The organism is Bacteroidota bacterium, assembly GCA_016195025.1.
GTDB lineage: Bacteria > Bacteroidota > Bacteroidia > Palsa-948 > Palsa-948 > Palsa-948.
In genome coordinates this window covers 72,588-95,825 of record JACQAL010000043.1, presented here as the reverse complement: position 1 = coordinate 95,825, position 23,238 = coordinate 72,588, and the positions used below count along the sequence as shown (strand labels likewise).

The 23,238-nt window shown below is 41.0% G+C and carries 17 protein-coding genes and 1 tRNA gene; 7 read left to right on the top strand and 11 right to left on the bottom strand.

What is annotated here, in order from left to right; all coding sequences use genetic code 11:
- Both HY063_09355 and HY063_09350 read right to left on the bottom strand, forming a co-directional pair.
- Positions 1 to 1,233 (bottom strand): tetratricopeptide repeat protein (locus tag HY063_09355; GenBank protein ID MBI3501989.1); only part of this gene is annotated, 1,233 nt, incomplete at its 3' end.
- 168 nt (positions 1,234 to 1,401) lie between these two features.
- On the bottom strand, positions 1,402 to 3,381 hold the full coding sequence (locus HY063_09350) for a SpoIIE family protein phosphatase (GenBank protein ID MBI3501988.1): 1,980 nt from the start codon (positions 3,379 to 3,381) through the stop codon (positions 1,402 to 1,404).
- Between the two features lie 272 nt (positions 3,382 to 3,653).
- Between HY063_09350 and HY063_09345 the strand changes: the two genes are divergently transcribed.
- Complete coding sequence (locus HY063_09345) at positions 3,654 to 3,935, top strand: hypothetical protein (GenBank protein MBI3501987.1); 282 nt, start codon at positions 3,654 to 3,656, stop codon at positions 3,933 to 3,935.
- 504 nt (positions 3,936 to 4,439) lie between these two features.
- Here the strand turns inward: HY063_09345 and HY063_09340 are convergent.
- The 4 genes from HY063_09340 to HY063_09325 all read right to left on the bottom strand — a co-directional run bounded on the left by HY063_09340 (position 4,440) and on the right by HY063_09325 (position 6,572).
- The gene (locus HY063_09340; GenBank protein ID MBI3501986.1) at positions 4,440 to 4,649 is read right to left on the bottom strand and encodes a hypothetical protein; all 210 of its coding nucleotides are present in this window, start codon (positions 4,647 to 4,649) and stop codon (positions 4,440 to 4,442) included.
- A 3-nt stretch (positions 4,650 to 4,652) separates the two neighbouring features.
- Positions 4,653 to 5,570: an IS1595 family transposase gene (locus HY063_09335; GenBank protein MBI3501985.1), complete on the bottom strand. Its 918-nt coding sequence runs from the start codon at positions 5,568 to 5,570 to the stop codon at positions 4,653 to 4,655.
- 43 nt (positions 5,571 to 5,613) lie between these two features.
- Positions 5,614 to 5,757, bottom strand: a complete 144-nt coding sequence (locus HY063_09330) for a hypothetical protein (protein ID MBI3501984.1) — start codon at positions 5,755 to 5,757, stop codon at positions 5,614 to 5,616.
- A gap of 251 nt (positions 5,758 to 6,008) precedes the next feature.
- A complete protein-coding gene (locus tag HY063_09325) occupies positions 6,009 to 6,572 on the bottom strand; it encodes a hypothetical protein (GenBank protein MBI3501983.1) in 564 nt (187 codons plus the stop codon).
- Between the two features lie 292 nt (positions 6,573 to 6,864).
- On the opposite strand from HY063_09325, the gene HY063_09320 reads away from it, so the two are divergent.
- Positions 6,865 to 7,716 carry a hypothetical protein gene (locus tag HY063_09320; GenBank protein MBI3501982.1) on the top strand — a complete coding sequence of 284 codons (852 nt, stop codon included), beginning with the start codon at positions 6,865 to 6,867 and terminating at the stop codon, positions 7,714 to 7,716.
- Between the two features lie 192 nt (positions 7,717 to 7,908).
- Here HY063_09320 and HY063_09315 read toward each other — a convergent pair whose 3' ends face one another.
- The 3 genes from HY063_09315 to HY063_09305 form a co-directional block, all read right to left on the bottom strand.
- Entirely contained in the window at positions 7,909 to 8,493 is a 585-nt protein-coding gene (locus HY063_09315; protein MBI3501981.1) for a hypothetical protein, read from the bottom strand.
- 58 nt (positions 8,494 to 8,551) lie between these two features.
- Positions 8,552 to 9,481, bottom strand: a complete 930-nt coding sequence (locus tag HY063_09310) for a DUF4249 domain-containing protein (protein MBI3501980.1) — start codon at positions 9,479 to 9,481, stop codon at positions 8,552 to 8,554.
- A gap of 131 nt (positions 9,482 to 9,612) precedes the next feature.
- A complete protein-coding gene (locus tag HY063_09305; protein MBI3501979.1) occupies positions 9,613 to 12,108 on the bottom strand; it encodes a TonB-dependent receptor in 2,496 nt (831 codons plus the stop codon).
- An 89-nt stretch (positions 12,109 to 12,197) separates the two neighbouring features.
- Between HY063_09305 and HY063_09300 the strand changes: the two genes are divergently transcribed.
- A tRNA-Pro gene (locus HY063_09300) sits at positions 12,198 to 12,271 on the top strand.
- A gap of 43 nt (positions 12,272 to 12,314) precedes the next feature.
- Positions 12,315 to 14,489, top strand: a complete 2,175-nt coding sequence (locus tag HY063_09295) for a TonB-dependent receptor (GenBank protein ID MBI3501978.1) — start codon at positions 12,315 to 12,317, stop codon at positions 14,487 to 14,489.
- Here HY063_09295 and HY063_09290 read toward each other — a convergent pair.
- Both HY063_09290 and HY063_09285 read right to left on the bottom strand, forming a co-directional pair.
- Positions 14,486 to 15,361, bottom strand: coding sequence for a fructosamine kinase family protein (locus HY063_09290; protein MBI3501977.1), 876 nt, complete (start codon positions 15,359 to 15,361; stop codon positions 14,486 to 14,488). The two genes, HY063_09295 and HY063_09290, sit on opposite strands and share 4 nt — an antisense overlap.
- 14 nt (positions 15,362 to 15,375) lie before the next feature.
- Positions 15,376 to 16,272 carry a class I SAM-dependent methyltransferase gene (locus HY063_09285; GenBank protein ID MBI3501976.1) on the bottom strand — a complete coding sequence of 299 codons (897 nt, stop codon included), beginning with the start codon at positions 16,270 to 16,272 and terminating at the stop codon, positions 15,376 to 15,378.
- A gap of 111 nt (positions 16,273 to 16,383) precedes the next feature.
- Between HY063_09285 and HY063_09280 the strand changes: the two genes are divergently transcribed.
- The 3 genes from HY063_09280 to secA all read left to right on the top strand — a co-directional run bounded on the left by HY063_09280 (position 16,384) and on the right by secA (position 23,222).
- Positions 16,384 to 17,937 carry a glutamate--tRNA ligase gene (locus HY063_09280; protein MBI3501975.1) on the top strand — a complete coding sequence of 518 codons (1,554 nt, stop codon included), beginning with the start codon at positions 16,384 to 16,386 and terminating at the stop codon, positions 17,935 to 17,937.
- 74 nt (positions 17,938 to 18,011) lie between these two features.
- On the top strand, positions 18,012 to 19,778 hold the full coding sequence (locus HY063_09275) for a chloride channel protein (GenBank protein MBI3501974.1): 1,767 nt from the start codon (positions 18,012 to 18,014) through the stop codon (positions 19,776 to 19,778).
- 129 nt (positions 19,779 to 19,907) lie between these two features.
- Entirely contained in the window at positions 19,908 to 23,222 is a 3,315-nt protein-coding gene (gene secA, locus HY063_09270; GenBank protein ID MBI3501973.1) for a preprotein translocase subunit SecA, read from the top strand.
- The last annotated feature ends 16 nt before the right edge of the window (positions 23,223 to 23,238 follow it).

Genomic DNA, 23,238 nt, shown 5'->3' with positions numbered 1-23,238 from the left:
CAACTCAATAATATTTTTTTGTTTGCGTGTGATGCGCAGCGAGCGGAAAATAATTGCCGCTATAATAAACATGAGCGCCAGCCCGCCCATTACCGAATACCTGATTACCTTTTCTCTCCTGCTTGCTTCGGCTGTTACCGCATCTTTTTTATCCTGCTCGGCTTTTGCCTTTGTTTCTTTTTTCTCAAACTCATAATTCATTTCCTTGCGTACTAATTGTTTTTTGTTTTCTTGGCTGAACAAAGTATCTTTCAGCGCCATTGCTTTTTTGTAATGCTCCAATGCAAGTTGGTAGCGGTTGGTTTTTTCATAAAGTTCAGTGAGTAATTCTTCAGTTTGCCTTTCTTTATTCTCCCCTCCGACTTCTTTGAAAATATTCAACGCCTTGAGCAAATATTCTTCAGCTTCTTTATGTTTTTTTTGCGCAGTGTAAATCTCACTGATGCCACTGAGCCAGAATCCATTTCCGTTTTTATCTCCGAGTTCTTCATCTATTTTCAGCGCTCTGAAATAATAGTCAAGGGCTTTATTATACAAAGAATCACTTTTAACTTTTGACTTTTCATATTTGCCTTGTTCTGCATAAGAACTGCCGATGTTGCCGAGATGCCTTCCAACTTCACTTTTATTTCCGAGTTCTTCTGCTATTTTCAATGCCCTGAAATAATAGTCAATGGCTTTGTTAAACAATCGGTCCCGATACACTGCGCTATCGGGATGCTTCGCTACTGAGCTCGCTTGCTCATCATAGATAATTCCAATATTACTGAGTTGTCTTCCAATCAAGTATTTATCTCCAAGTTCCTCTGCTATTTTTAATGATTTCATATGATAGTCAAATGCTTTGACTAAGTCGCTTTCATACCAATAGACATTTCCGATACTACCGAGAGCAGATGAAATTATTTTTTTATTTTCAATTTCTTCTCCCACTCTTAAAGCATTAAAATTATAGTCCAAGGATTTAGGATAATCGCCTTTCACAAACTTACACCAGCTCAAGGAGAGGTAACTATTTGCTATTCCTTTTTTCCAGTCAAGTTTTTCAGAAAGTGATAACGCTTGTGTGCTGAGAAAAATTGAAGTGTCTGGGTTAGCACCACTCAATTCTCTTGCAAGCGCGTTGAGGTGGTTTATTTTGCTGGTATCTTCTTTATCTTTTTTGAGGAGGGAGAGGAGGGAATCGGTTTTTGATTGCGCATGGCAGATGTAAGAGTGTCCGATTACAAACAACAAAATAAATATCGGACTCCGTAACTTTGTTCGGAGCAGAAGGCATAGGGAAAATACAAAACAACAAATAATGAATATTGAACAAGGAATAATGAAGTCCGAAGTATTTCTCTTCACTTCATTATTTGACATTCCTTGTTCGATATTCGATATTCTTTTAATTTTCATTTACGCTCTTATTCCTATTACAAGCACATCGTCAACTTGCTCTAAGTTTCCTTTCCATTTATTAAAAGTATCCAAAAGAATTGCTTCCTGCTTGAGCATTGGTTCGTTTTGAATGGAGAGAAGCAGTTCCTGAAATTGTTTGTACTTGAATTTTTTTCCTTTGGGTCCGCCAAACTGGTCGGCATAGCCATCGGTGAAAATGTAAAGCGTGTCGCCTTTGTGTAAGTTTATTTTTTGATTGGTGAACGGAAGCCCTTTGCCTATGTAATATCCAATCGGGCGTTTGTCGGCAGGTATTTCATCCATTTTGTAAGAACCATTTTCTTTTCTACACATCAGCAACGGATTGTGCGCTCCGGCAAATTCTGCGATATTGTTTTCATCATCAAAAGAAAGCAATGCAATGTCCATCCCATCTTGCGTGCCTCCTTCTTTATCCTTTTGTTTGAGCGAGTGAATAATGTTATGACGAAGTTCGCTGAGAATTTCTGATGGCTGCGTAATGCCTCGCTGGTTTACAATCTCATTCAGAAAAGCATTTCCTATCATGCTCATGAATGCGCCCGGCACTCCGTGACCTGTACAATCAACAGCGGCAATAATTCTTTTGCCGTTTTTTTCTGTGAACCAGTAAAAATCTCCGCTCACCACATCTTTGGGCTGAAAGAGAACAAAGGCATCGGGAAAAATACGGTACTTGATTTCTTTGGCAGGAAGAATGGCTTCCTGAATTCTTTTGGCGTAGTTGATGCTGTCGGTGATGTCTTTATTTTTTTCAGCAATGATTTCTTTTTGTTTTTCTATTTCCGCCTTTTCCCTTTCCACTTCTTCTTTTTGCTGTGTAATAATAATATTTGCCTTTTGTTTTTGGCGATAACTTCTAAAAATGAAAACAGAAAATACAAACACTAACAGGAAACCGCCTGCAACCGACCAGAGAATAATATTCCTTCTTTTTATTTCCGCCTGATGTTCAGATTCAGTGAACTTTTCTTTAATGCTTGCTTCTTGTTCCTTTTTATTAAAATAAAATTGCAATTCTGTTTCATGCAGGTTGTTTCGCTTTTCTCTTGCATTTATTGAATCTTTTGCAATCACCATCTCACTAAGAAAGCGATGTGCATTTTTATAATCGCCTTTTCTGAGATACAAATTTGAAAGGCGACTGGATGTGCTTGCTATTTCATCATACCAATAACCGTTGTTACGAACAGAGTCAGCATAATGAAAACTTTCAAGAAAAACTTTTTCAGCATCATCATATTTTTGCATTGACATATATACTTTTCCCAATTCAATTAACCAGAAATAATAATCTGTAGTTTTTATTGCTTTATTATAGTTGATGGAGCGCAAAATATATTGTTCTCCATTTTTAAAGTCGCCTATTCCTGCATAATAAGTTCCGATATTCCCTAATTCTATCTCATAGGTTCTCTGAAGAGTTTTGTTTTTATTTATATCAATATGTTTCAAGATTTCAAGGCATGCTAATCCTTTTTCTAACGCTGATTTTTTATTTCCCAGTTCAAAATTCATATCTGCATTGTTTTTCAATTCATCCGTAATTCCTACAGTATCTTTTAATATTAAATATTGTTCGTATGCCTTTTGATAATATTCTATAGCTTTTTGTGTTTGATGCAATTCATAGTAAATGAAACCAATATGATGGTTTGCTTTTGCCTTTAAATCTATGAATCCATATTTATCAGATATATCTAATGCAGTTAACAATAATTCAAGTGCATTTTTATATTGCTTATATTCTCTTGAAATAATCCAGGCATACTGTATCAGATAGGAAACTTCTCCCCTGTGAAATGAAAGATTGAGCGACAAAGTTTTACTCTTATTCAGCCATGCTAATGCTGTTTCAGCATTTATGTTTCTATCTGCATAACTGTATGTATGAAAATACTGCTCTGCTAAACTAATCATCAGATTCACCTTGTTGGTATCTTCTTTAGCGGTCTTCAATAAGTTTTGGAGGGAATCAATCTTCGATTGCTGAGCAGTGCAGTAGCCAGTAAACAATAAGCAGTAGACAAGTAACAGCCAAAAAAATTGTCTATTGTATATTGTATATTGTTTACTGGTTTTCATTCCGCAAAAATACAATTTAACGCAAAGTGCGCAGAGAAAATACAGCGTGTTAAAAAAATAATCTTCAAGTTACATTATAGTGTAACGATTATGTGATTTGCTTGCTTTAACTTCGTTTTTTAAAAACGAAAATCACCCGTGCAAACATGGATTTGAACACTGAAAAAAAAGTTGCCTATAAAAAACCTGTCAGATTAAAAAAACAGGTGAAGCGCCTGATTTTTGAGGCAATGAAACAAAAAGGGAAACGACCCTGCGATATTGTACACAACACCTCTCACCATGCGGGCTATGTTTCAAAATCACTGAAGAAAGAGAGCAACTACCGGCTGGATACTACCGAAAATATTTTTAACGCTTTAGGATTTGATGTGGAAATAACCATGAAGGCAATACCGGATGCTCTGAAAAAACCGGTGAATAAATAAAATGAACAGCAGGTTTCAACTAAAAATCAGGCGATTGAAGAATCTCTCCCATCAGCCGGAGAACTTTTGCAACCGGTTGAACTTTTCACGCAACAAGTTGAACAATTTTTTTAATCAGTTAAACTTTTTGCGCAATCGGTTGAAGAATTTCTCCAATCCATTGAACGTTTTGCGCAATTGGTTGAACTTTTTGTTCAATCGGTTGGAGAACTTTTGCAATCGGTTGAACTTTTTGTGCAATCAGTTGGAAATCATATAAACCCTAGGACTTACGCAAAAACAAAAAGCAATGCCACAAAAGCACAAAAGCACAAAAAAAGGTGACTACATACGTGTCCGACCACGATAGAAAAATAAATTACAGGAAACAAACTTTGGATTTTTAAAACTACTTCCCCTTTTTCTTCTTCGGCTTTGGATTGCCTTTCACAGATGCTTTGATAATGCTTTCAAATAGTTTAGAAGCATCTTTCGGGGTTTTCTTTTTCTTAGACATAAACAAATTTACAGAAAATTTTTCAATTCAATTTCAATCGCATCAGCAATACGTTTGTAACTTAAAATTTTTCCATCGCTTTTACCATTCTCAATTTCTTGAATGGTTAGGTAACATAAGCCAGTAATTTTACTGACATCTTTTCTTTGTAATCCTTTTCGGATTCTCGACACTTTAATTTCCATGCCGAGTTTTTCTAAGAACTCTTTGTTTGTCATAGTTTATATTGGTTTGGTTAATGTTTCATAAGTCAATTTCCCTTCGCAATTAGATACAGCATTAGCGAACCTTTCATCCTGAGTAATTTCTTTTGCATTATATCTAAATGCCGCTTCATTGCAATATCGTTGTAAGTGCTTTGGTGAAACGTAATGATGGATTCCGTTAATCTGTCTTTTTAGTAAACTCCAAAACCCTTCAATGGTGTTGGTATGAGCCGCACCGATTACATATTGCCCTGAACTGTGATTTACTTTTGCATGGCTGTAATCTTTGCTCAGTCCTTTGTAAGAAGGATTTTCGTCCGATACCATAACAGAACCCTTTTCTATATTTTCATTCACGGCATTGATTAAACTTTCCTTTGTTGTGTCGGGAACTATTTTTGTAACAACTATTCCTTCGCGCTCCACCGCGCCAAATACCATAGTTTTATTATCATTTTTGCTTAACTCTTTTCTTTTGCTGACGTGCTTATTGGAAATCTTACCACCTACATACGTTTCGTCAACCTCAACAAGTCCTTTTAAAACTTTCGGGGCTTTCTCTGTCAGAATAGCACAGATTCTGTGATTCAGATGCCAAGCCGTTTTTTGCGTTACATCTAACCAAGTTGCCAGTTGCAAAGAAGAAATTCCTTTAGAGTGAACAGATAAAATATACGTTGCCAAAAACCATTTTGTGAGAGGTATTTTAGTGTTCTCATAGATAGTTCCGACAGTAGCAGAAAATTTTTTTCTGCATTCTTTCTCTCTGCATTTGAAAATTCTTTTATCAGTTGCAAAGCGGTGAACATTCAGAGAACCGCAATGAGGACAAGCGGGAGTGTTGCCCCATCGTTGCTGTTCCAAAAACTCTCTGCATTTTTCGTCTGTGTCAAAATGCTTTTGAAACTGTAAGATTGATTTGAATGTTTTCATATTATTTGTATTACGTTGTATTATTATTTAATTAAAAAATATATTACTTCTTTTTTTGTTCAACTAATTTTATCAGTTGAACACGAATGAAGTCAGCAAGTTTTCTGTTGTCGGCATCAGCCATCACTTGAAGTTTTTTTGCCAGTTCTTGCTCAACTCTTACTTGTATTACTTTGTCTTTTTTCATAGTGTATCTGTCGTTTGGTATTACAAATATAAATAAAATATTAATATGTATTACAAAATAATAAAAATAATTATTTTGAACTTTTTTGAATTTATTTGAATTAAACCATTACCTTTGTAAAAGCGAAGGGGGCGTTCTTCCGATTGTGTCGCGAAACAACTTATCGAAAGATGCCCCCGCCTGTCACGCTGCCACATAAATTGATGGCACTCCGCTCTCAGCCCCGACCCAAAAATCGGGGCTTCTTATTTTTAAAAACTTAATTCCTTTTTGAAATCTCGTAATTTGGATTGAACCTCTTGTTTTAGTTTGCTTCCATCAAACCATTCAGGCAATCCATATAAAAATCCTTTTCCTTTAGAGTGAACCCTTTTCAAAGTTCCTGTCCGTATAAATCCATGCAAGGAACTTGATAAACCAAAATATAAATCTTCTCTTTTTTCTCCAGATACTTTAGGAAAAATGATATTCAGTAATGATGCCGTTTTCAATGGACGAGATTCTCTTTTTAAACACTCTAACACAAGCACTTTCCATTTAATTTGTTCCTTTTTAACTTCACGTCCATTACTTTTTTCAATGTTATTGCCATTTTTCTCTATTGATACTCCAACTATTTCAGAAACGGATTCGTTATTTTTTTTCTCAAATCTGTTTGTATAAAACTCTAATAACTCATTACATTTTTTTAATTCTTTCTCACAGTCCGCAATTTGAATTAAAAGGTCTGAATGTGTTAATTGAAGTTCATTTCTATGTCTCTCAAGCATAGATTTAGTATTTTCCTTATTAGATATGGGTTCTTTAAAATTCATATGGTAAATTTATGAAATTTCAAAAACCATAAAATAAAAAGGCGAAATAGTTATGAACACACATCAAAACAAAAGATGTTAATAAGCGTAATTAAGCAAAATACTTTTTGGAAAATAAAATATATCTACTTATGGTCTAACTGATATATAGTCACCCAAAAAAATACACACCAAAGTTTAGTGGGATTTGGTGCTTTAGTGTTTTAGTGGCGAAACTGCGTAAGTCCTAAACCCTATAAAATCCGCTAAAAAATAATCTTAACCTTAATTCTTAACCCTTAACCTTTATTCTATGGCAGCAAAAACACCCAAAACCCAAAAAGTACGGGTAAACAAGAGTCCGAAATTATTCGACCCGTACATCACCCGAACCGATGACCGCCTGCTATCCACCGAGCCAACCACCGGAAATCCTTACTGGCAATTTCTCGGATTGAGCAGCGCCAACGCAACCGACTGGCATAACAAGCGCGTGTTCTGGGACACGCCTCTCACGGGGCTTCACGCCTTATATGTCAACCCCCTTACCAGCACCGGTGCGGTAAAAGAAAAGGTGAAACTTTTCATTGAAAGTTTCCGCATCTTTGCGAACCCTCTTTTGAGCATCATAGCAGCCAGTTCGAATGCCACTGCCGATGAAGAAAAAATTTTTCATCTCAAACTGAACGTAAACCGCCAGAAACCCACCCATACCCACACAAAAATTGCTGACCAGTGTTTTACCGCATGGACGGGTGAGGGAGCCGGCAGCAAGAAGGCATCTTCACACACCACGCACGAAGCCCAGGGGCGCCCTTCGGTTGCCGCAGGAGCCGATGGTGTGCAATATGCGTATGTGATTATGGATGAAAACCCCAAAACCATTGCCGCCCGTACGGCAGCCGTTGTTTCCGCCAATGAAAAAGCCGCTGCCAATGCAAAAACAGCCAACCAGCCCGCGCCCGAACCCGCTCCTCTTCCGCAGCCCGTTCCGCAGCATCCCGATGACGGCACCAGGCAGGAGTTCTTCAGCGGGGCAACCAAGCAGTTTAACTTTGGCGCTGACAAGGAAGGTAAGTTTTTATGCGTGTGGAGCCGATGGTATAACAGCAAACACCCCGAACTGGCTGGCGACTGGAACGAAATGCAAACGGTGCGGATTTGATAAACTCAAAATTCCTCCTTAAAAAAAATCCTGAAATAAATTCAGGACAGGTGCGGGAGGGATTTTTTATAGGACTTACGCAGTTTCGCCACTAAAACACTAAAACACCAAATCCCACTAAACTTTGGTGTGTATTTTTTTGTGCTTTTGTGCTTTTGTGGCATTGCTTTTTGTTTTTGCGTAAGTCCTATTTTATTTTCCTTCGGAACAATTCGCCCCTTTATCGGGCGGCCAGTATTTATGATACTCCGCCCATTTTTCTTTTTCAAACGGGCTTGAATCGTACTTCACATGCCTGCGCACGCGGAAAATATTCACTTTCAGCAACCCGTTTTTATTTTCTCCGCTGGCGGGAGATGATTTATCGGGTGTGCCTGCGCCCAGGCCGGTGATAATTAATTTCCCTTTTGCATCGTAGCAGCATTGCTGCCCCGACTTGAATTTTTTTCCGTTGATGATTGTGTTCACATAGGGATAGGAACGGAAAGAAGCCGCTGCGCCTTCGTGAAAAAAAGTGAAGTCCTTTTTGCCGGCAAACGTGTGCTGAAAGAATCCCATTTCGTTTCTATGGCGCTCTCGTGCCCATCCGTCATTTAATTTCGCGCCATTCAAATCAGGATTTTCACAGGGGCAATGCGGAAGCAGTTCGTACCACTTGGGGTTTTCTTTGGCTTCAATAAATTTTTTCTGGGAAGTGCATGAAATAAGAATAAATAAAATGAAAATGAATTTTCCTGGTAACAAATAAACGAATCGGTTACGAATATTACTAATCATACTTGTGGCAATATTCGTAACATTCGTTATTGATTAGTAATTCGTAACCAGGAAATTATTATTTAAAAACCACCGTATCCTGAAAAACTCCGTATCCGCACCAAACTCCCAGTGCATCTTCGCGCGGATACACGTTGCTGGGAACGGAAGTGGGAGAAGAAAAGGGATTGCCCTGGCTGTAAATCGCCACGTCTTCCTGCCGGAAAAAATCAAAACACGCGCGGTCAATGGCGCAGAACTTTACAATCACCGTATCGCCATGCTTGAAATATCCGGCTTCTTCGGGATTGAGTTGGTCTTCGGTTGAATTGGGATTGCTTCCGCGGTTATACGCAAAGTCAAAACTTTTTCCGTTGATGAACTTATCGTCAAACACAGAGCCGGGCGGAGGAATGAAAGAGGCATCTTTATGCAAACGCATGGTAAGCCAGCGGTAAGCGTTTCCTTCCACAGGCGGGTCGGTGAGATGCGCGTACACAAAGCCGAGCGAATCACCGCTCTTGTTCGCCTTGATGTATTTATACCAGGTGCTGTCGAGCGGAACGGGAGTAAGAATGCTGGTGGTGGAAGTAAGATGTTTTCCTTCTGCATCAATGGTGAGGTTATAGGTTTTGCCCACGCTCCCCCACAGCGCGAAATTGAAAGTGGTGTACATGCAGTAGTTGAAATTTTTCAGCGTGAGCGTATCCACTCCCGTGAATCCCGCCACAAGAGGCAGCAATGAATCGGGCAAACTTGCGGAACAAAATTCATGAAGCGTGTCGGTAACTGTTCCGTTGGAAAGCAAAACAACCGCGTTGTGCACAAACATATTTTGCAGCGTGTTTATATCGGTTGCACCAAAGTAGGGCTGGTTATCCGTGAGTATTACATAGGGAGGAAGCCCCGGCTCAATTTTTCCTTCCACGCAAATTTTTTTCTTCGCTTCCGGCAAATCAACGGTGATTTCTTTCTGGCAGGAGGAAAACATCAAGCAGGCAGCAGGCAATAGGCAGTAGGCAGTAAAAATACAAAATGAAAAAAATACTTTTCGCAGTTCGTAAGTTCGTAAAGAGTTCGTACTTCGGTGAAATAATCGGTGTAATCGTGTATTTACTTTCGGTGTAATCATTGATTGAATCAGAATTTAAAGTTCCATGTTATCGAAGGCAGAACCGGGAACAGCGAAACCTGTTTTGCTTTTACATCTAATGTTCCATCGTAAATGCTTCCGGTGTTTTCAAAATAAATAAAGTAAGGGTTATAGCGGTTGTACACATTGTAAACCGACAGCACCCAACTGCTTTCAATGTTCCTGTACCATTTAGAAGGCATTCCTGCCCCGATTTTTCCATCGGGGTCTTTTCCGGTGATGTCAATATTCTTTTTCTGCATGCGGCTTTCCCATCTTCTTTTTTGCCGCGCAATAATCCGGTGGCGGTCGGGCGTGTAGGTGATGGAAACATCGAGGCGGTGATAGGGCTTCATGCGGTAAGAATTCCGCTCACCGTATTCGGGAACCATCTGCCCTTCTATCATGTACCATGAAACCGGAAGGGTGGCGGTGTTTCCGGTTGCATAAACGAAAACAGTTCCGAATGTCCACAGCGAAGAATAATCATACGTGAGCGCAACGGAGGCATCGTGCCTGCGGTCATACTTTGCCGGAAATTTTTTTCCGAGGTTGAGCGAATCGAATTGCCGCCACGTCCATGCCAGCGTGTAGCCCACCCATCCGGTGAATCTTCCCATGCGCTTCTTTACAAAAAATTCCGCACCGTAACTCCATCCTCTTCCAAAGGTGAACGCATTGTCCACATTGTCTTTCACATTCTGGTCGGGCATGGAGCCCTCTTTGAATTCAACCATGTTGCGCATGTCTTTATAATAAACTTCCACCGAAGTTTCATAGGTATCGTCTTTGAAGTTTCTGAAATAGCCGAGCGCGTATTGCGTGCTGTGCTGCGGTTTGACCACCGATGTGCAGGGCATCCATAAATCGGTGGGAAGCGAAACGGAAGAAATGGAAGCGAGATGAATATACTGGTAATTCTGCGCGAAGCCCGCCTTGATGGAAGATTTTTTATTCAGCGTGAAACGAATGGAAGCGCGCGGCTCCAGCCCGCCATACTGCGCAACTTTTTCTCCGCGCGAATAAAAAATCGTGTCTATTATTTGCTGCGTGACAGGGCTTTTTACGTAGCGCTGAAAAGGTCCCACCTGCATAAAGTAAGAATAGCGCAAGCCCGCATTCAACCGGATTTTATCCGTGATGTCGAAATCATCGCCTGCATAAAGGGCAACATCGTGCGCATGTAAGTGAGGAATTTGTCCAAGGTCAATATCCACATCGCCTGCTTTTGCGCTCGCCTGGTTGGGAATGAAGGTGTGATAAATATAATTTACGCCATACTTTATATTGTGCTTCGCAGAAGGAAAATATCCGAAATCAATTTTTGCATTCCAGTCGCGGATGCCGGAAAATAATTTGAACTCAAAGCCGCTTTCCTGTGCGCCAAACTGAAATTTATAATCGCTGAAGATGGCGGAAGTGTTCACAAAAAGTTTTTTCGTAATCAGGTGGTTCCACCGCAAAGTTCCTGTGGCGTTTCCCCAGGGCATGGTTACTTTGAAAACTCCGGCATCGCTTGCGGTTGAACTGTTCTTGTTGCTGAAAGTAAAAACATCTCTGCCGAAATATCCGCTGAGAAAAATTCTATCCTTATCTGATAAGCGGTAATTCAGTTTTGTATTCAGGTCATAAAAATAATAAGCCGAGCCGCCAAACTCTCTTTTCTTCGTGAACGGTTTTGTGAGAACATCTATATAGGTTCTTCTTGCCGAAACAAGAAACGATGAAGTATCTTTTTTAATCGGCCCTTCAATCGTAAAGCGCGAAGCAATCAAACCGATTCCACCCTGCGCGTGAACGCCCTGCGAATTTCCCTCTTTCATCTGCACATCGAGCACAGAGGATAGCCGCCCGCCATACTGCGCGGGCATATTTCCCTTGTAGAGTTCAACATTTTTTACTGCATCTCCGTTGAACACGGAAAAAAATCCGAAGAGATGTCCGGTGTTATACACCACCGCCTCATCGAGCAAAACTAAATTCTGGTCGGGCCCTCCGCCCCGAACATAAAAACCCGTATTGCCTTCGGTGGACTGCACTCCGGGGAGAAGTTGAATCGTTTTCAGAATATCCATTTCTCCCATGAAAGAAGGAAGCGATTTTATTTTTTCCACTTCAAGAGTAACCACTCCCATTTCGCTCTTCTGAATATTTTCATCTGATTTCTCCCCGAGAATTTCCACTTCTTTTCCAACAACAGCATGTTCCTTCATTCCAACGTTCAGATGAATGTCTTTGTCGAGCGTAATATCTTTTTTGAAATCTTCGAAGCCGATGTAATTCACCGTGAGTTGATACTCGCCTTTCTCCAGCGTAATGGAAAAAAATCCATACGCATTTGTCACCACGCCTTTTCGTTCATCGGAATTTTTTTTCTTCAGATAAACATTCGCGCCTATGGAAGATTCACCGCTTGCTTCTTCTTTCACATAGCCGCTGAGGGTGAATTTTTGTTCCTGAGAAAATGATGGTAAGGAAAGAAGCAAAATAAGAATGAATAGTATATTTGCAGCCCGAAGTTTCAAAGCATTGAATTTAGTTTGCAAAACTATAAAAGCAATCTGTACTTCGGATTTATTTTTAATAAAATGTTCGGGCGGTAGCGCAGCCCGGTAGCGCACTCGCTTGGGGTGCGAGAGGTCGCAAGTTCAAATCTTGTCCGCCCGACAAAACCCGCTGATGGCAGCGGGTTTTTTATAATTTCGTGTTCGTGAAAAAAATTTTTCTCCTGCTGTTTTTCCCTTCGGTCTGTTTTTCCCAAAACACTTTTCACGCAGTAATCAAAGATGAAAAAACAAATGAAGCGCTTGCGGGAGCAGGAGCAGTCATCAAGGAATTAAATTTAAGTGGCATTGCAGATGCAAGCGGGAAAGTGGAACTGAAAAATATTCCCGATGGAAAATATATAATCCGTTTTTCCTTTGTCGGCTATCGCGAAAATAATTTCAAAGCGGATTTCCCTATGAAAAATCCCGATGGGGAAATAAAAATTTTTCTTGAGCCGAACATTGAACTGGAAGAAGTAACCGTTACTTCCACGCGCACGGGCAACCGCATAGAAGAAACTCCGATTAAAGTGGAAGTGCTCGGCACGGAGGAGGTGGATGAAAAATCTGCGATGATGCCCGGAAATATTTCCATGCTGCTCACCGAATACACCGGCATTCAGCCGCAAATCACTTCGGCAAAAACCGGAAATGTAAATTTGAAAATGCAGGGGTTGGACGGAAAGTACACGCAGTTTCTCAAAGACGGCTTTCCGATTTACGGAGGATTTTCAGGCGGGCTTGGACTCATGCAAACGCCTCCGCTCGATTTGAAGCAAGTGGAAATTATCAAAGGCGCCTCTTCCACGCTCTATGGCGGAGATGCGATTGCGGGTGTTGTGAATTTAATTACAAAGGAGCCGATAGCGAACAAAGACGAGTGGAATATTTTACTGAATCAAACTTCGCTGGGCGGAACAGATATTTCTTCTTTCTATTCCAAGCGGAAAGATAAACTCGGAATCACTTTTCTTGCTGCGAGCGACAGGGAAATTTCGCGCGATGTGAACGGAGATTTTTTTACCGACCAGCCGCAAGTGCAGGGATTTAATTTCAATCCGAAACTGTTTTATTACTTCAGTGATTCCTCGAAACTTATGTTGGGAATTTTTTCCGGCTATGAAAACCGCATGGGCGGAGACATTATTGCCATCACGCATCAGCCGGATTCAGTTCATAATTTCATAGAGAAAAATAGTTCCAACCGGAATGTTTCTCAACTCAAGTATGAAAAAATTTTCCGCAATGGAAATGTTTTCACGGTGAAGAACAGCATAAATTATTTTGACCGAAGCATTAGCGGAAGCAATTCTGATTTTCACGGAACGCAACTTGCGAGTTATTCCGAAATAAGTTATCTGAAACGCACGAAGCATCACGATTTTGTTTCGGGAATAAATTTTCTTACCGATAATTTTTCTGAGGATATTTCATTGAGCAAAATCAACCGCGGCTACGATTACAGCACGGTGGGAATTTTTCTTCAGGACGACTGGAAAATTTTTAACCGCACTACTTTTGAAGCCGGCATTCGCGGTGATTACAACAACCGCTACGGAAGTTTTATTCTTCCGCGCGTATCGGTGCTTTATAAATTCAGCAATAAGTTTTTTGCACGTGCTGGCGGAGGAATGGGATATAAAACTCCGAGCATTTTTGCCGAAGAAGCCGAAGAACAGGGTTTCGGCAGGGGAGTGCAGCCCATTGCTTCAAATGTAAAATCGGAAACTTCCATAGGAGCAAATCTTGATTTCAATTTCAAAACGCAAATAGGAAATGAATCTTCGCTGGCTATCAATCAAAGTTTTTTCTATGCGCAAATTCAAAATGCCATTGAACCGAACGATGATTCAGTGATTGCGGGCGGACAATTAATTTTTCAAAATCTTCCCGAGCCAATCACTTCGATGGGAACGGAAACAACTTTTAATTTGTGGATTGAGGATTTTAATTTCATTACCGGCTACACTTACACCCATGCATTTGAAGGCGACCCGGAAGCGAGCGAGCCGCTTCCGCTCACAGCAAAACATCGCTTGATGCTGGATTTATTCTGGGAGATTGAGCGCAAATGGAAAATCGGAGTGGAGGCATTTTACATGGGGCAGCAAACTCTTCACGATAAAACTACGCGACCAGATTACTGGCTCACGGGTTTTATTGTGCAGCGAAAAATAAAAAACTATATGCTTGTGTTTAACGTGGAAGATTTGCTGGACGAGCGGCAAACACGGCACGAATCAATTTATTCTGGCACGGTGAACAATCCGCACTTCAAAGAAGTGTGGGCTCCACTGGAAGGATTTGTGGCGAATGTGGTTTTGAAAATTTCTCTTTAGAATTTTCTGAGAATATTTTCTACCTGCATCGCATAACTTCCTCCAAAAAGATTCACATGAACCATGAGCGGATAAAGATTGCAGATGTCAATTCTTTTTTGCCAATCTTTTTCCAGCGGGAATTCTTCATGATAGGATTCATAGAACTCGGCAGAAAATCCGCCAAAAAGTTTTGTCATTGCTAAATCCATTTCGCGATGACCGAAATAAATTGCTGGGTCAATAAAAACCGGCTCGCCATTATTTCCAATCATATAATTCCCGCTCCACAAATCTCCGTGAAGAAGCGCAGGTTTTTCCGGAGGAAATATTTTTTCAAGTTGAGAAAATAATTTGCTGAACTTTTGCGAAATTATATTTCCTATTCTTGAATTATCTCTTGCTGATTTTATTTGCGGCTCCAATCTTTCAAGAATAAAAAAGTCACTCCATAAAGAATGCTGACGATTGCTTTGCGGCAGCGAACCGATGTAGTTGTTGTGGTCAAGCCCGAATTTTTCCGAAGAGTGTTGATGAAGTTTTGCCAGCGACTTTCCGAAATTATACCAGAAATGTTTTTCCATTGAAGAGCTTTCTATGAATTCAAGAATGAAATATTGCGTATTGCCAGTTGTTTTCTGAGAAATTACTTCGGGAACTTTTATTTCATTGGTGTCTTTCAATAATTGCAATCCTTTTGCTTCTGCTTCCAGCATTTTTGGAAATTGCTTCGCGTCATTCCATTTAGCAAAAAATATTCCCAGAGAAGTTTTGACTTTGGCAGTTTCGTTTATACACCCACCTCCAACAGGAGAGATTGATTCAACTAAAATATTTTTTCCGAATTTTTCAGAAAGAATATTCTGCAAATCTATTTTTGAGATGACATGCAATGTATTTTCTCCCTTTAGGGTTGGGGCACACTTCTGAACCTTCCAAAAACTCCCAGCGGTAATTTCAGATTTGTTTTGGAGTGAAGATAAAGTTCTCCGGTTTCCAATTTTTCTTTTGCAAAATCTTTCAGAAGATTTTCAATGATGAGAGAAGAAAATCCCAGCGAATAAGCATTCAAAATAAGGAAATGATTTTTTTCATCCAGCAACTGTAAAACATTTTTTATCATTTCCTGAATATTATTTTCCAAATGCCATTTTTCTCCGTCAGGGCCGTTGCCGAATGCAGGCGGGTCAAGAATTATTCCGTGATATTTATTTCCGCGCTTCACTTCTCGTTTCACAAACTTGAGTGCGTCTTCCACAATCCAGCGGATGTCGGTTAGCCCGCTCAACTCCATATTTTCTCTTGCCCAAGTTACAACCTGTTTAATGGAATCAAGGTGCGTAACATCTGCGCCAGCCGCTTTCGCAGCGAGTGAGGCAGCACCAGTATACGCAAACAGGTTTAAAAACTTTGGCTTCTCCACTTTCATCAATGAAATACTTTCAGAAATATAATCCCAGTTCACTGCCTGCTCAGGAAAAATTCCAACGTGCTTGAAAGAAGTTAATGCAAGTTTAAAATTAAGTTGTCTGTTCTCTTTTGACTTTTGACTTTTGACTTTATAACTTATCTGCCATCTGTCAGGAATTTCTTTCAACTTATCCCAATCACCTGAATTACTTCCTTGTTGATGAAAACTTACGTGCGCGGTCTTTTGCCATTCCTGGTGAGAAAGTTTTTTGCTCCACACTGCCTGCGGTTCAGGGCGAATCAGAAAATAGTTGGAGAAGCGCTCCAGCTTTTCAAAATCACCGCAGTCAATCAATTCGTAATCGGGAAAATTTTCAGGTGTAAGTAAAAGCATGAAGCAAATTTACAATTTACAATACATGCCGTTTGTGTATTTCCACCTGCCTGCCGGCAGGTCTGCCTTCTGCCCTCTTACATCTTACATCAAATTATATCTTTGCAGCTCATGTCCGAGAGAAAAATCAGAGTTCGTTTTGCTCCAAGTCCAACCGGTCCTCTTCACATGGGAGGCGTTCGCACTGCGCTGTACAATTATCTCTTCGCGAAAAAAAATAACGGAGATTTTATTTTACGGATTGAAGACACCGACCAGGCGCGTTTTGTTCCCGGGGCGGAAGAATATATTATTGAATCCCTGAAATGGTGCGGCATCGAACCGAACGAAGGAATTGGTTTTGGCGATGGGGAATTTAAACCGTACCGACAAAGTGAACGCAAGCCGATGTATCGTCAATATGCGGAACAGTTAGTGAAAGATGGGAATGCTTATTACGCTTTTGATTCTTCGGAAGAACTGGATGAAGCGCGACAGCGAATGGAAAAATCAGGAGGAAGTTTTATGTACAATGCCATTACGCGGCAGAACATGAAAAATTCTTTGTCGCTTTCGCACGATGAAGTGCAGAAAAGAATTTCTTCGGGAGAACATTATGTTATCAGAATAAAAATTCCGCGCAAGGAAGAAGTGCGCCTGCATGATATCATTCGCGGATGGGTGGTGGTGGATTCCGCACAGATGGACGATAAAGTTTTATTCAAGAGCGATGGAATGCCTACGTATCATTTGGCAAATGTGGTGGATGATTTCACTATGAAAATCACGCACGTGATTCGCGGGGAAGAATGGCTGCCGTCTGCTCCGCTGCATGTTTTGCTTTATAAATATTTAGGATGGGAAAATGAAATGCCGCAGTTCGCGCATTTGCCTTTGCTGCTTCGCCCCGATGGAAACGGAAAACTTTCCAAGCGCGATGGAGACAAGTTAGGATTTCCGGTTTTTCCTCTCAGCGGAAAATTACTTGACCACAATTCGGGGAAAGAAGAATCTTTTTCCGGTTACCGCGAAGCGGGATATTTTCCCGATGCATTCATCAATATGCTCGCGCTTCTGGGATGGCACGCAAGCGGCAACCAGGAAATTTTTTCTCTCGAAGAATTAATAAAAGAATTTTCTCTTGAGCACGTGAGCAAGCACGGAGCAAAATTTGACCCGGAAAAAACAAAATGGTTTAATCAGCAGTATCTCAGGACAAAAAGTGATGACCAATTAATAGAAACTTTTTTGCCAATCCTTAAAACCAAATTGGCAGTCGGCAGTCGGCAGTTGGCAGATAAACAATACATCAAAAAAGTTTGCGCTTTAATTAAAGAGAAGGCAGCATTCGTAAATGAATTCTGGAGTTTGGGAAATTATTTTTTTATCGAACCGGAAAATTATGACGCGGAAGTAATCAAAAAACGCTGGAATGAAAAAACAAAAAACTTCATAGGAGAATTGGCAAAAGCATATCAATCCACTACTGATTTTTCTTCTGCAAACGCTGAAAATATTTTCAAACAAATCTGCGAGAAACTTGGAGTAAAAACAGGAGAAGTCATGCAACTCTTCCGCGTTTGCATCAGCGGAGTTGGAGGCGGACCGGCTTTGTTTGAGGTTGCCGCATTGCTGGGAAAAGAAAAAGTGATTGCAAGATTGGAAACTGCGCTGAAGAAGTTATAAAATTATTTTCTATTTTTTTTCTCTGTTTATTTCAGAGAAAAATCTTTCTCTCAGTTTTTAATAACTTCGTCCCTGTGAACTTCCTTGAAAAAATTTCCGAATGGCGACAGCGAAGAATTTCAAGTAAGAATTTTCTTATTCTCATCAGCATTGTCGTGGGAATTGCCGCAGGACTGGCGGCAGTCGCGCTGAAAACTTCCGTGCATTACATCCAAATTTTTCTGCATTGGATTCTGGAAGACGAACGTTTTAACTTTTTACTTTTTGTTTTCCCGCTCTTAGGAATTCTTCTCACCGTTTTCATCACTCAAAAATTTTTCAACGGAAAACTCGGCAGAGGAATAGGCAACATTCTTTACTCGGTGGCAAAACGTTCGAGCAATGTGGAAAAAGATAAAATGTATTCACACGCACTCACCAGCGCCATCACGGTTGGGTTTGGCGGCTCGGCAGGACTGGAAGCGCCCATCGTTGTCACAGGTGCTGCGCTCGGCTCCAACATTGCGCGCAAACTTCACATGAATTACAGGGAACGCACCATGCTTCTTGCCTGTGGAGTGGCTGCCGGCATTGCTGCCATCTTCAACAGCCCGATTGCCGGAGTTTTGTTTGCGGTGGAAGTGATTTTGTACGAGTTCACCATTCCCGCTTTCATTCCGCTGCTTATTGCTTCGGCAAGCGCGGCAGTGATTTCAAAATTTCTTTACAGCGGGCAATTATTTTTTCTGATTACGAAAGGATGGGTAATGAGCGCTCTTCCCTTTTACATCGTTCTTGGCTGCGCTATGGGATTAATGTCCGTGTATGTTACGCGCGTTCATCTTTTCATAGACAAAAAAATGAAATCGAAGAAGCGCCCGTATCTGAAAGCAATCTGGGGAAGTATTGCTCTCGGAATTTTAATTTTTATTTTCCCTCCGCTTTATGGCGAAGGATATTTTTCTGTTACACACCTGCTGGAAGGAAAATATTTTCATCTTTTAGACAACAGCTTATTTTCACAATATGTAAATTCCCCATGGTTCATTCTTGTTTTTGCAGCAGCCATTGTGCTTGTAAAAATAATTGCCGCCTCGCTTACGCTTGGCGCAGGAGGAAATGGAGGAATGTTTGCGCCTTCTCTTTTCATTGGAGCAATGGCAGGTTTTGTTTTTGCACACGCCATTAATCTTTTGGGAATAGCATCGCTCACCGAAGTAAATTTTATTGTCGCAGGAATGGCGGGCGCATTAAGCGGAGTGGTGCATGCACCGCTCACTGCCATATTTCTCATAGCGGAAATTACAGGCGGATACGTTTTGTTTGTGCCGCTGATGATTGTTTCTTCGCTTTCGTATCTCATCATAAGATATTTTGAACCGTATTCCATCTACATGAAAAAACTTGTCGAAAAAGGTTTGCACAAACGCGATCGCGATAAAATTGTTTTGAATAAGATTAAATTAAAAAATATGGTGGAGGTAAATTTTGAAACGGTGACTGCGGAAAATACGCTCGGAGAACTCATCAATAAAATTGAACATTCAAAGAGAAATATTTTCCCGGTGCTGGATGAAGAAAAACATTTGATCGGAATTGTTTTGCTCGACAACATCCGCGAAATAATGTTTCACCACGAGCAATACAATTCTATTCACGTAAAAGATTTAATGTCGCAGCCGCCCTGTATTCTCGATGTGAACGAAGAAATGTATGACGTGATGAAAAAATTTGACATTTATAATTCATGGAATCTTCCGGTGACGGAAGAAAATAAATACATCGGCTTTGTTTCCAAGTCAACCATTTTCACAAAGTACCGCACGCTGCTCATCAAACAATCGGAGCAGCAGTTCTCCTGAAAACCTGACACAATTATCTTTCATTTTTATTTTTCCTGACAAATAATACTTTTTCATTTCCTTCTCTGCCAGATTTGGTTTTGCAATTCTCCCTGCACCAATTTTGATTATCTTCACCGTCCTTATTTTATGTTACAATTAATCGGAAAAATATTCGGAAACAAATACGAGCGGGATATGAAACCGCTTTGGCCCATTGTGGATGAAGTGAATGCCGCTTTTCAGAAACTCCAGGGAATTTCTAATGATGAACTCCGCGCTAAATCAAATGAATTCAAAAAAAGAATTCAGGATTATATTTCCAATGAGAAAAAAGAAATTGCCGATTTAAAAACGCAGGCGGAAGCGGAAGAAAATATTGAAGTAAAAGAATCCATCTATGCAAAAGTGGATGCATTCGAAAAAGACATCAAGAAAAAGGTGGAAGAAGTTTTGAACGAAATTCTCCCCGAAGCATTTGCAGTAATGAAAGAAACTGCGAAGCGTTTCAAGGAAAATAAATTTCTGGAAGTCACCGCTTCCGATTTCGACAAAAATTTATCAGCGAAAAAAAATTACGTTACTATCTCTGGCGAAAAAGCAAAGTGGAACAATGCATGGCCTGTGCGTGGGCATGAAATTCCATGGGACATGGTGCATTACGATGTGCAGCTGATTGGCGGAACCGTTCTTCACCAGGGAAAAATTTCAGAAATGGCAACGGGCGAAGGAAAAACGTTGGTCGCAACACTTCCCGTTTATCTCAACGCGCTTGCGGGTTACGGAGTTCACATTGTTACGGTAAATAATTATCTGGCGAGGCGTGACGCGGAATGGAACGGGGTGCTTTTCGAGTTTCACGGGCTGAGTGTGGATTGCATAGACAACCACGAACCCAATTCTCAGGCGAGAAGAGATGCATATTTAGCTGACATCACTTACGGAACGAACAACGAATTCGGTTTTGATTATTTGCGCGATAACATGGCGCGTTCGCCCGAAGATTTGGTTCAGCGCGGACATCATTACGCAATTGTGGACGAAGTGGATTCGGTTTTGATTGATGATGCACGAACACCGCTCATCATATCAGGACCAACGCCAAAAGGCGATGACCAGCTTTTTGCCGAGATGAAACCGAAAGTTGAGAAACTCATTAACGCACAGCGCACATACATCAACACGATTCTTTCCGATGCAAAAAAATTAATTGCCGATGGAAAAGCGGGAGAGAAAGAAGGCGATGGCGGGTTGGCTTTATTGCGCGCGCACCGCGGACTTCCGAAAAATAAAGCGCTGATAAAATATTTGAGCGAGCAGGGAATGAAAGCCATTCTGCAAAAAGTGGAAGGATATTATTTGCAGGACCAGCAAAAGGAAATGCACAAGGCGGATGCACCTCTTTATTTTACGATTGACGAAAAAAATAATCAGGTTGACCTCTGTGAAAAAGGAATTGACCTCATCACTTCCGCTTCCGATGATTCGAAATTTTTTGTTCTGCCCGATGTGGGCGCTGAAATTGCCGAGATAGAAAAGTCCACTTCTTCCGAAGAAGAAAAAAGAAAAAAGAAAGAAATTCTCATGCGCGATTTTGCAGTGAAGAGCGAGCGCGTGCATACCATCACGCAACTTTTAAAAGCATACGCGCTCTTTGAAAAAGATGTGGAGTACGTGGTGATGGACGGAAAAATTAAAATCGTAGATGAACAAACCGGGCGCATTCTCGAAGGAAGAAGATATTCTGATGGACTTCACCAGGCGATCGAAGCGAAAGAAAATGTGAAAGTGGAAGCGGCAACGCAAACGTATGCGACTGTTACGCTTCAAAATTATTTCCGCATGTATCACAAACTTGCGGGCATGACAGGTACTGCAGAAACAGAAGCTGGCGAGTTCTGGAAAATTTATAAACTGGAAGTAGTAGTAATTCCAACCAACCAACCGTGCATTCGCAAAGACGAACAGGATTTAGTTTATAAAACCGCGCGCGAAAAATTTAACGCGGTGATTGAAGAAGTGGAAAAATTGGTGAAGGCAGGAAGGCCCGCACTTGTAGGAACAACTTCCGTGGAAATTTCCGAATTGCTTTCGCGCATGATGAAGATGAAAGGTATCAAGCACAATGTACTCAACGCGAAAATGCACCAGCGCGAAGCGGAAATTGTTGCCGAAGCCGGGCATGCAGGAATCGTAACTATCGCCACCAACATGGCAGGCCGCGGAACAGATATTAAATTAACTCCTGAAGTAAAACAAGCAGGCGGACTTGCCATCATCGGAACTGAAAGACACGAGTCAAGGCGCGTTGACAGGCAATTGCGCGGACGCGCAGGACGGCAAGGCGACCCGGGCTCGTCACAATTTTTTGTTTCGCTCGAAGATAATCTGATGCGCTTGTTCGGTTCAGATAGAATTGCGCGGCTGATGGATAGAATGGGCGTGGAAGAAGGAGAAGTGATTCAGCACTCGATGGTTTCAAAATCAATTGAGCGCGCCCAAAAGAAAGTGGAAGAAAATCATTTCGGAACGCGCAAACGTTTGATTGAATACGATGACGTGATGAATTCGCAGCGCGATGTGATTTATACCAAGCGCAGGCACGCACTGTTTGGCGAACGTCTTTCGCTCGATATTGCGAACATGTTGTTTGATGTTTCATCTGCCGTTGTGAATGAATATCACACCGCGCAGGATTTTGAAGGAATGAAGTTTGAACTTTTCAAAGTTTTATCTGTGGAAACTCCGTTCGATGAAAAAGAATTTTTCCAGAAAAATCCGGATGAACTCACGCATATAATTTATGAACTCGCTTACGATGGTTACAAGCATAAGCGCGATGGAATTTCAAAACAGGCATTTCCGGTAATCAAAAATGTTTTTGAAAACCAGGGAGCGCAGTTTGAAAATATGGTTGTTCCGTTTTCGGATGGACTGAAAGCATTGCAGGTTGTCGCGAATCTGAAAAAAGCATACGAGAGCCAGGGAAAAACAATTGTAGCGGACATGGAAAAAAATATCATGCTCGCCATGATTGACGATGCGTGGAAAGAACATCTGCGCGAAATGGACGAACTGAAAACCAGTGTGCAGAACGCGGTGTACGAGCAGAAAGACCCGCTCCTCATTTATAAATTTGAATCGTTCAACCTCTTCAAGCAAATGCTGGTGAAGATGAACAAGGATATAATTTCTTTCCTTGTGAAAGCAACTCTTCCCGGTGGAGAACAGCAGCAAGTGAAACAAGCGTCACAGCAGCGTATGGACACCAGCAAAATGAAAATCGGAAGAGGGCAGGGGATAGATGAGGCAAGAAGAACTCCCCAGCAAAACGGTGATGGAAATTTTGCGAACACTCAGCAGGAAGAAAAGCAGCAGCCGGTAAGAGTTGAGAAGCAAATCGGAAGAAATGATCCCTGCCCGTGCGGCTCAGGAAAGAAGTATAAGAACTGCCATGGCAAATAACTGAAACAAGTTTTTC

Excerpts from the sequence above, each read along its gene's own strand:
- HY063_09285 (MBI3501976.1), bottom strand. The coding sequence starts at position 16,272 with ATGCTTTTACTTACACCTGAAAATTTTCCCGATTACGAATTGATTGAC.
- HY063_09315 (MBI3501981.1), bottom strand. The coding sequence starts at position 8,493 with ATGATTAGTAATATTCGTAACCGATTCGTTTATTTGTTACCAGGAAAA.
- HY063_09325 (MBI3501983.1), bottom strand. The coding sequence starts at position 6,572 with ATGAATTTTAAAGAACCCATATCTAATAAGGAAAATACTAAATCTATG.
- HY063_09340 (MBI3501986.1), bottom strand. The coding sequence starts at position 4,649 with ATGACAAACAAAGAGTTCTTAGAAAAACTCGGCATGGAAATTAAAGTG.
- HY063_09330 (MBI3501984.1), bottom strand. The coding sequence starts at position 5,757 with ATGAAAAAAGACAAAGTAATACAAGTAAGAGTTGAGCAAGAACTGGCA.
- HY063_09280 (MBI3501975.1), top strand. The coding sequence starts at position 16,384 with ATGTCCGAGAGAAAAATCAGAGTTCGTTTTGCTCCAAGTCCAACCGGT.
- HY063_09335 (MBI3501985.1), bottom strand. The coding sequence starts at position 5,570 with ATGAAAACATTCAAATCAATCTTACAGTTTCAAAAGCATTTTGACACA.
- HY063_09345 (MBI3501987.1), top strand. The coding sequence starts at position 3,654 with ATGGATTTGAACACTGAAAAAAAAGTTGCCTATAAAAAACCTGTCAGA.
- secA (MBI3501973.1), top strand. The coding sequence starts at position 19,908 with ATGTTACAATTAATCGGAAAAATATTCGGAAACAAATACGAGCGGGAT.
- HY063_09320 (MBI3501982.1), top strand. The coding sequence starts at position 6,865 with ATGGCAGCAAAAACACCCAAAACCCAAAAAGTACGGGTAAACAAGAGT.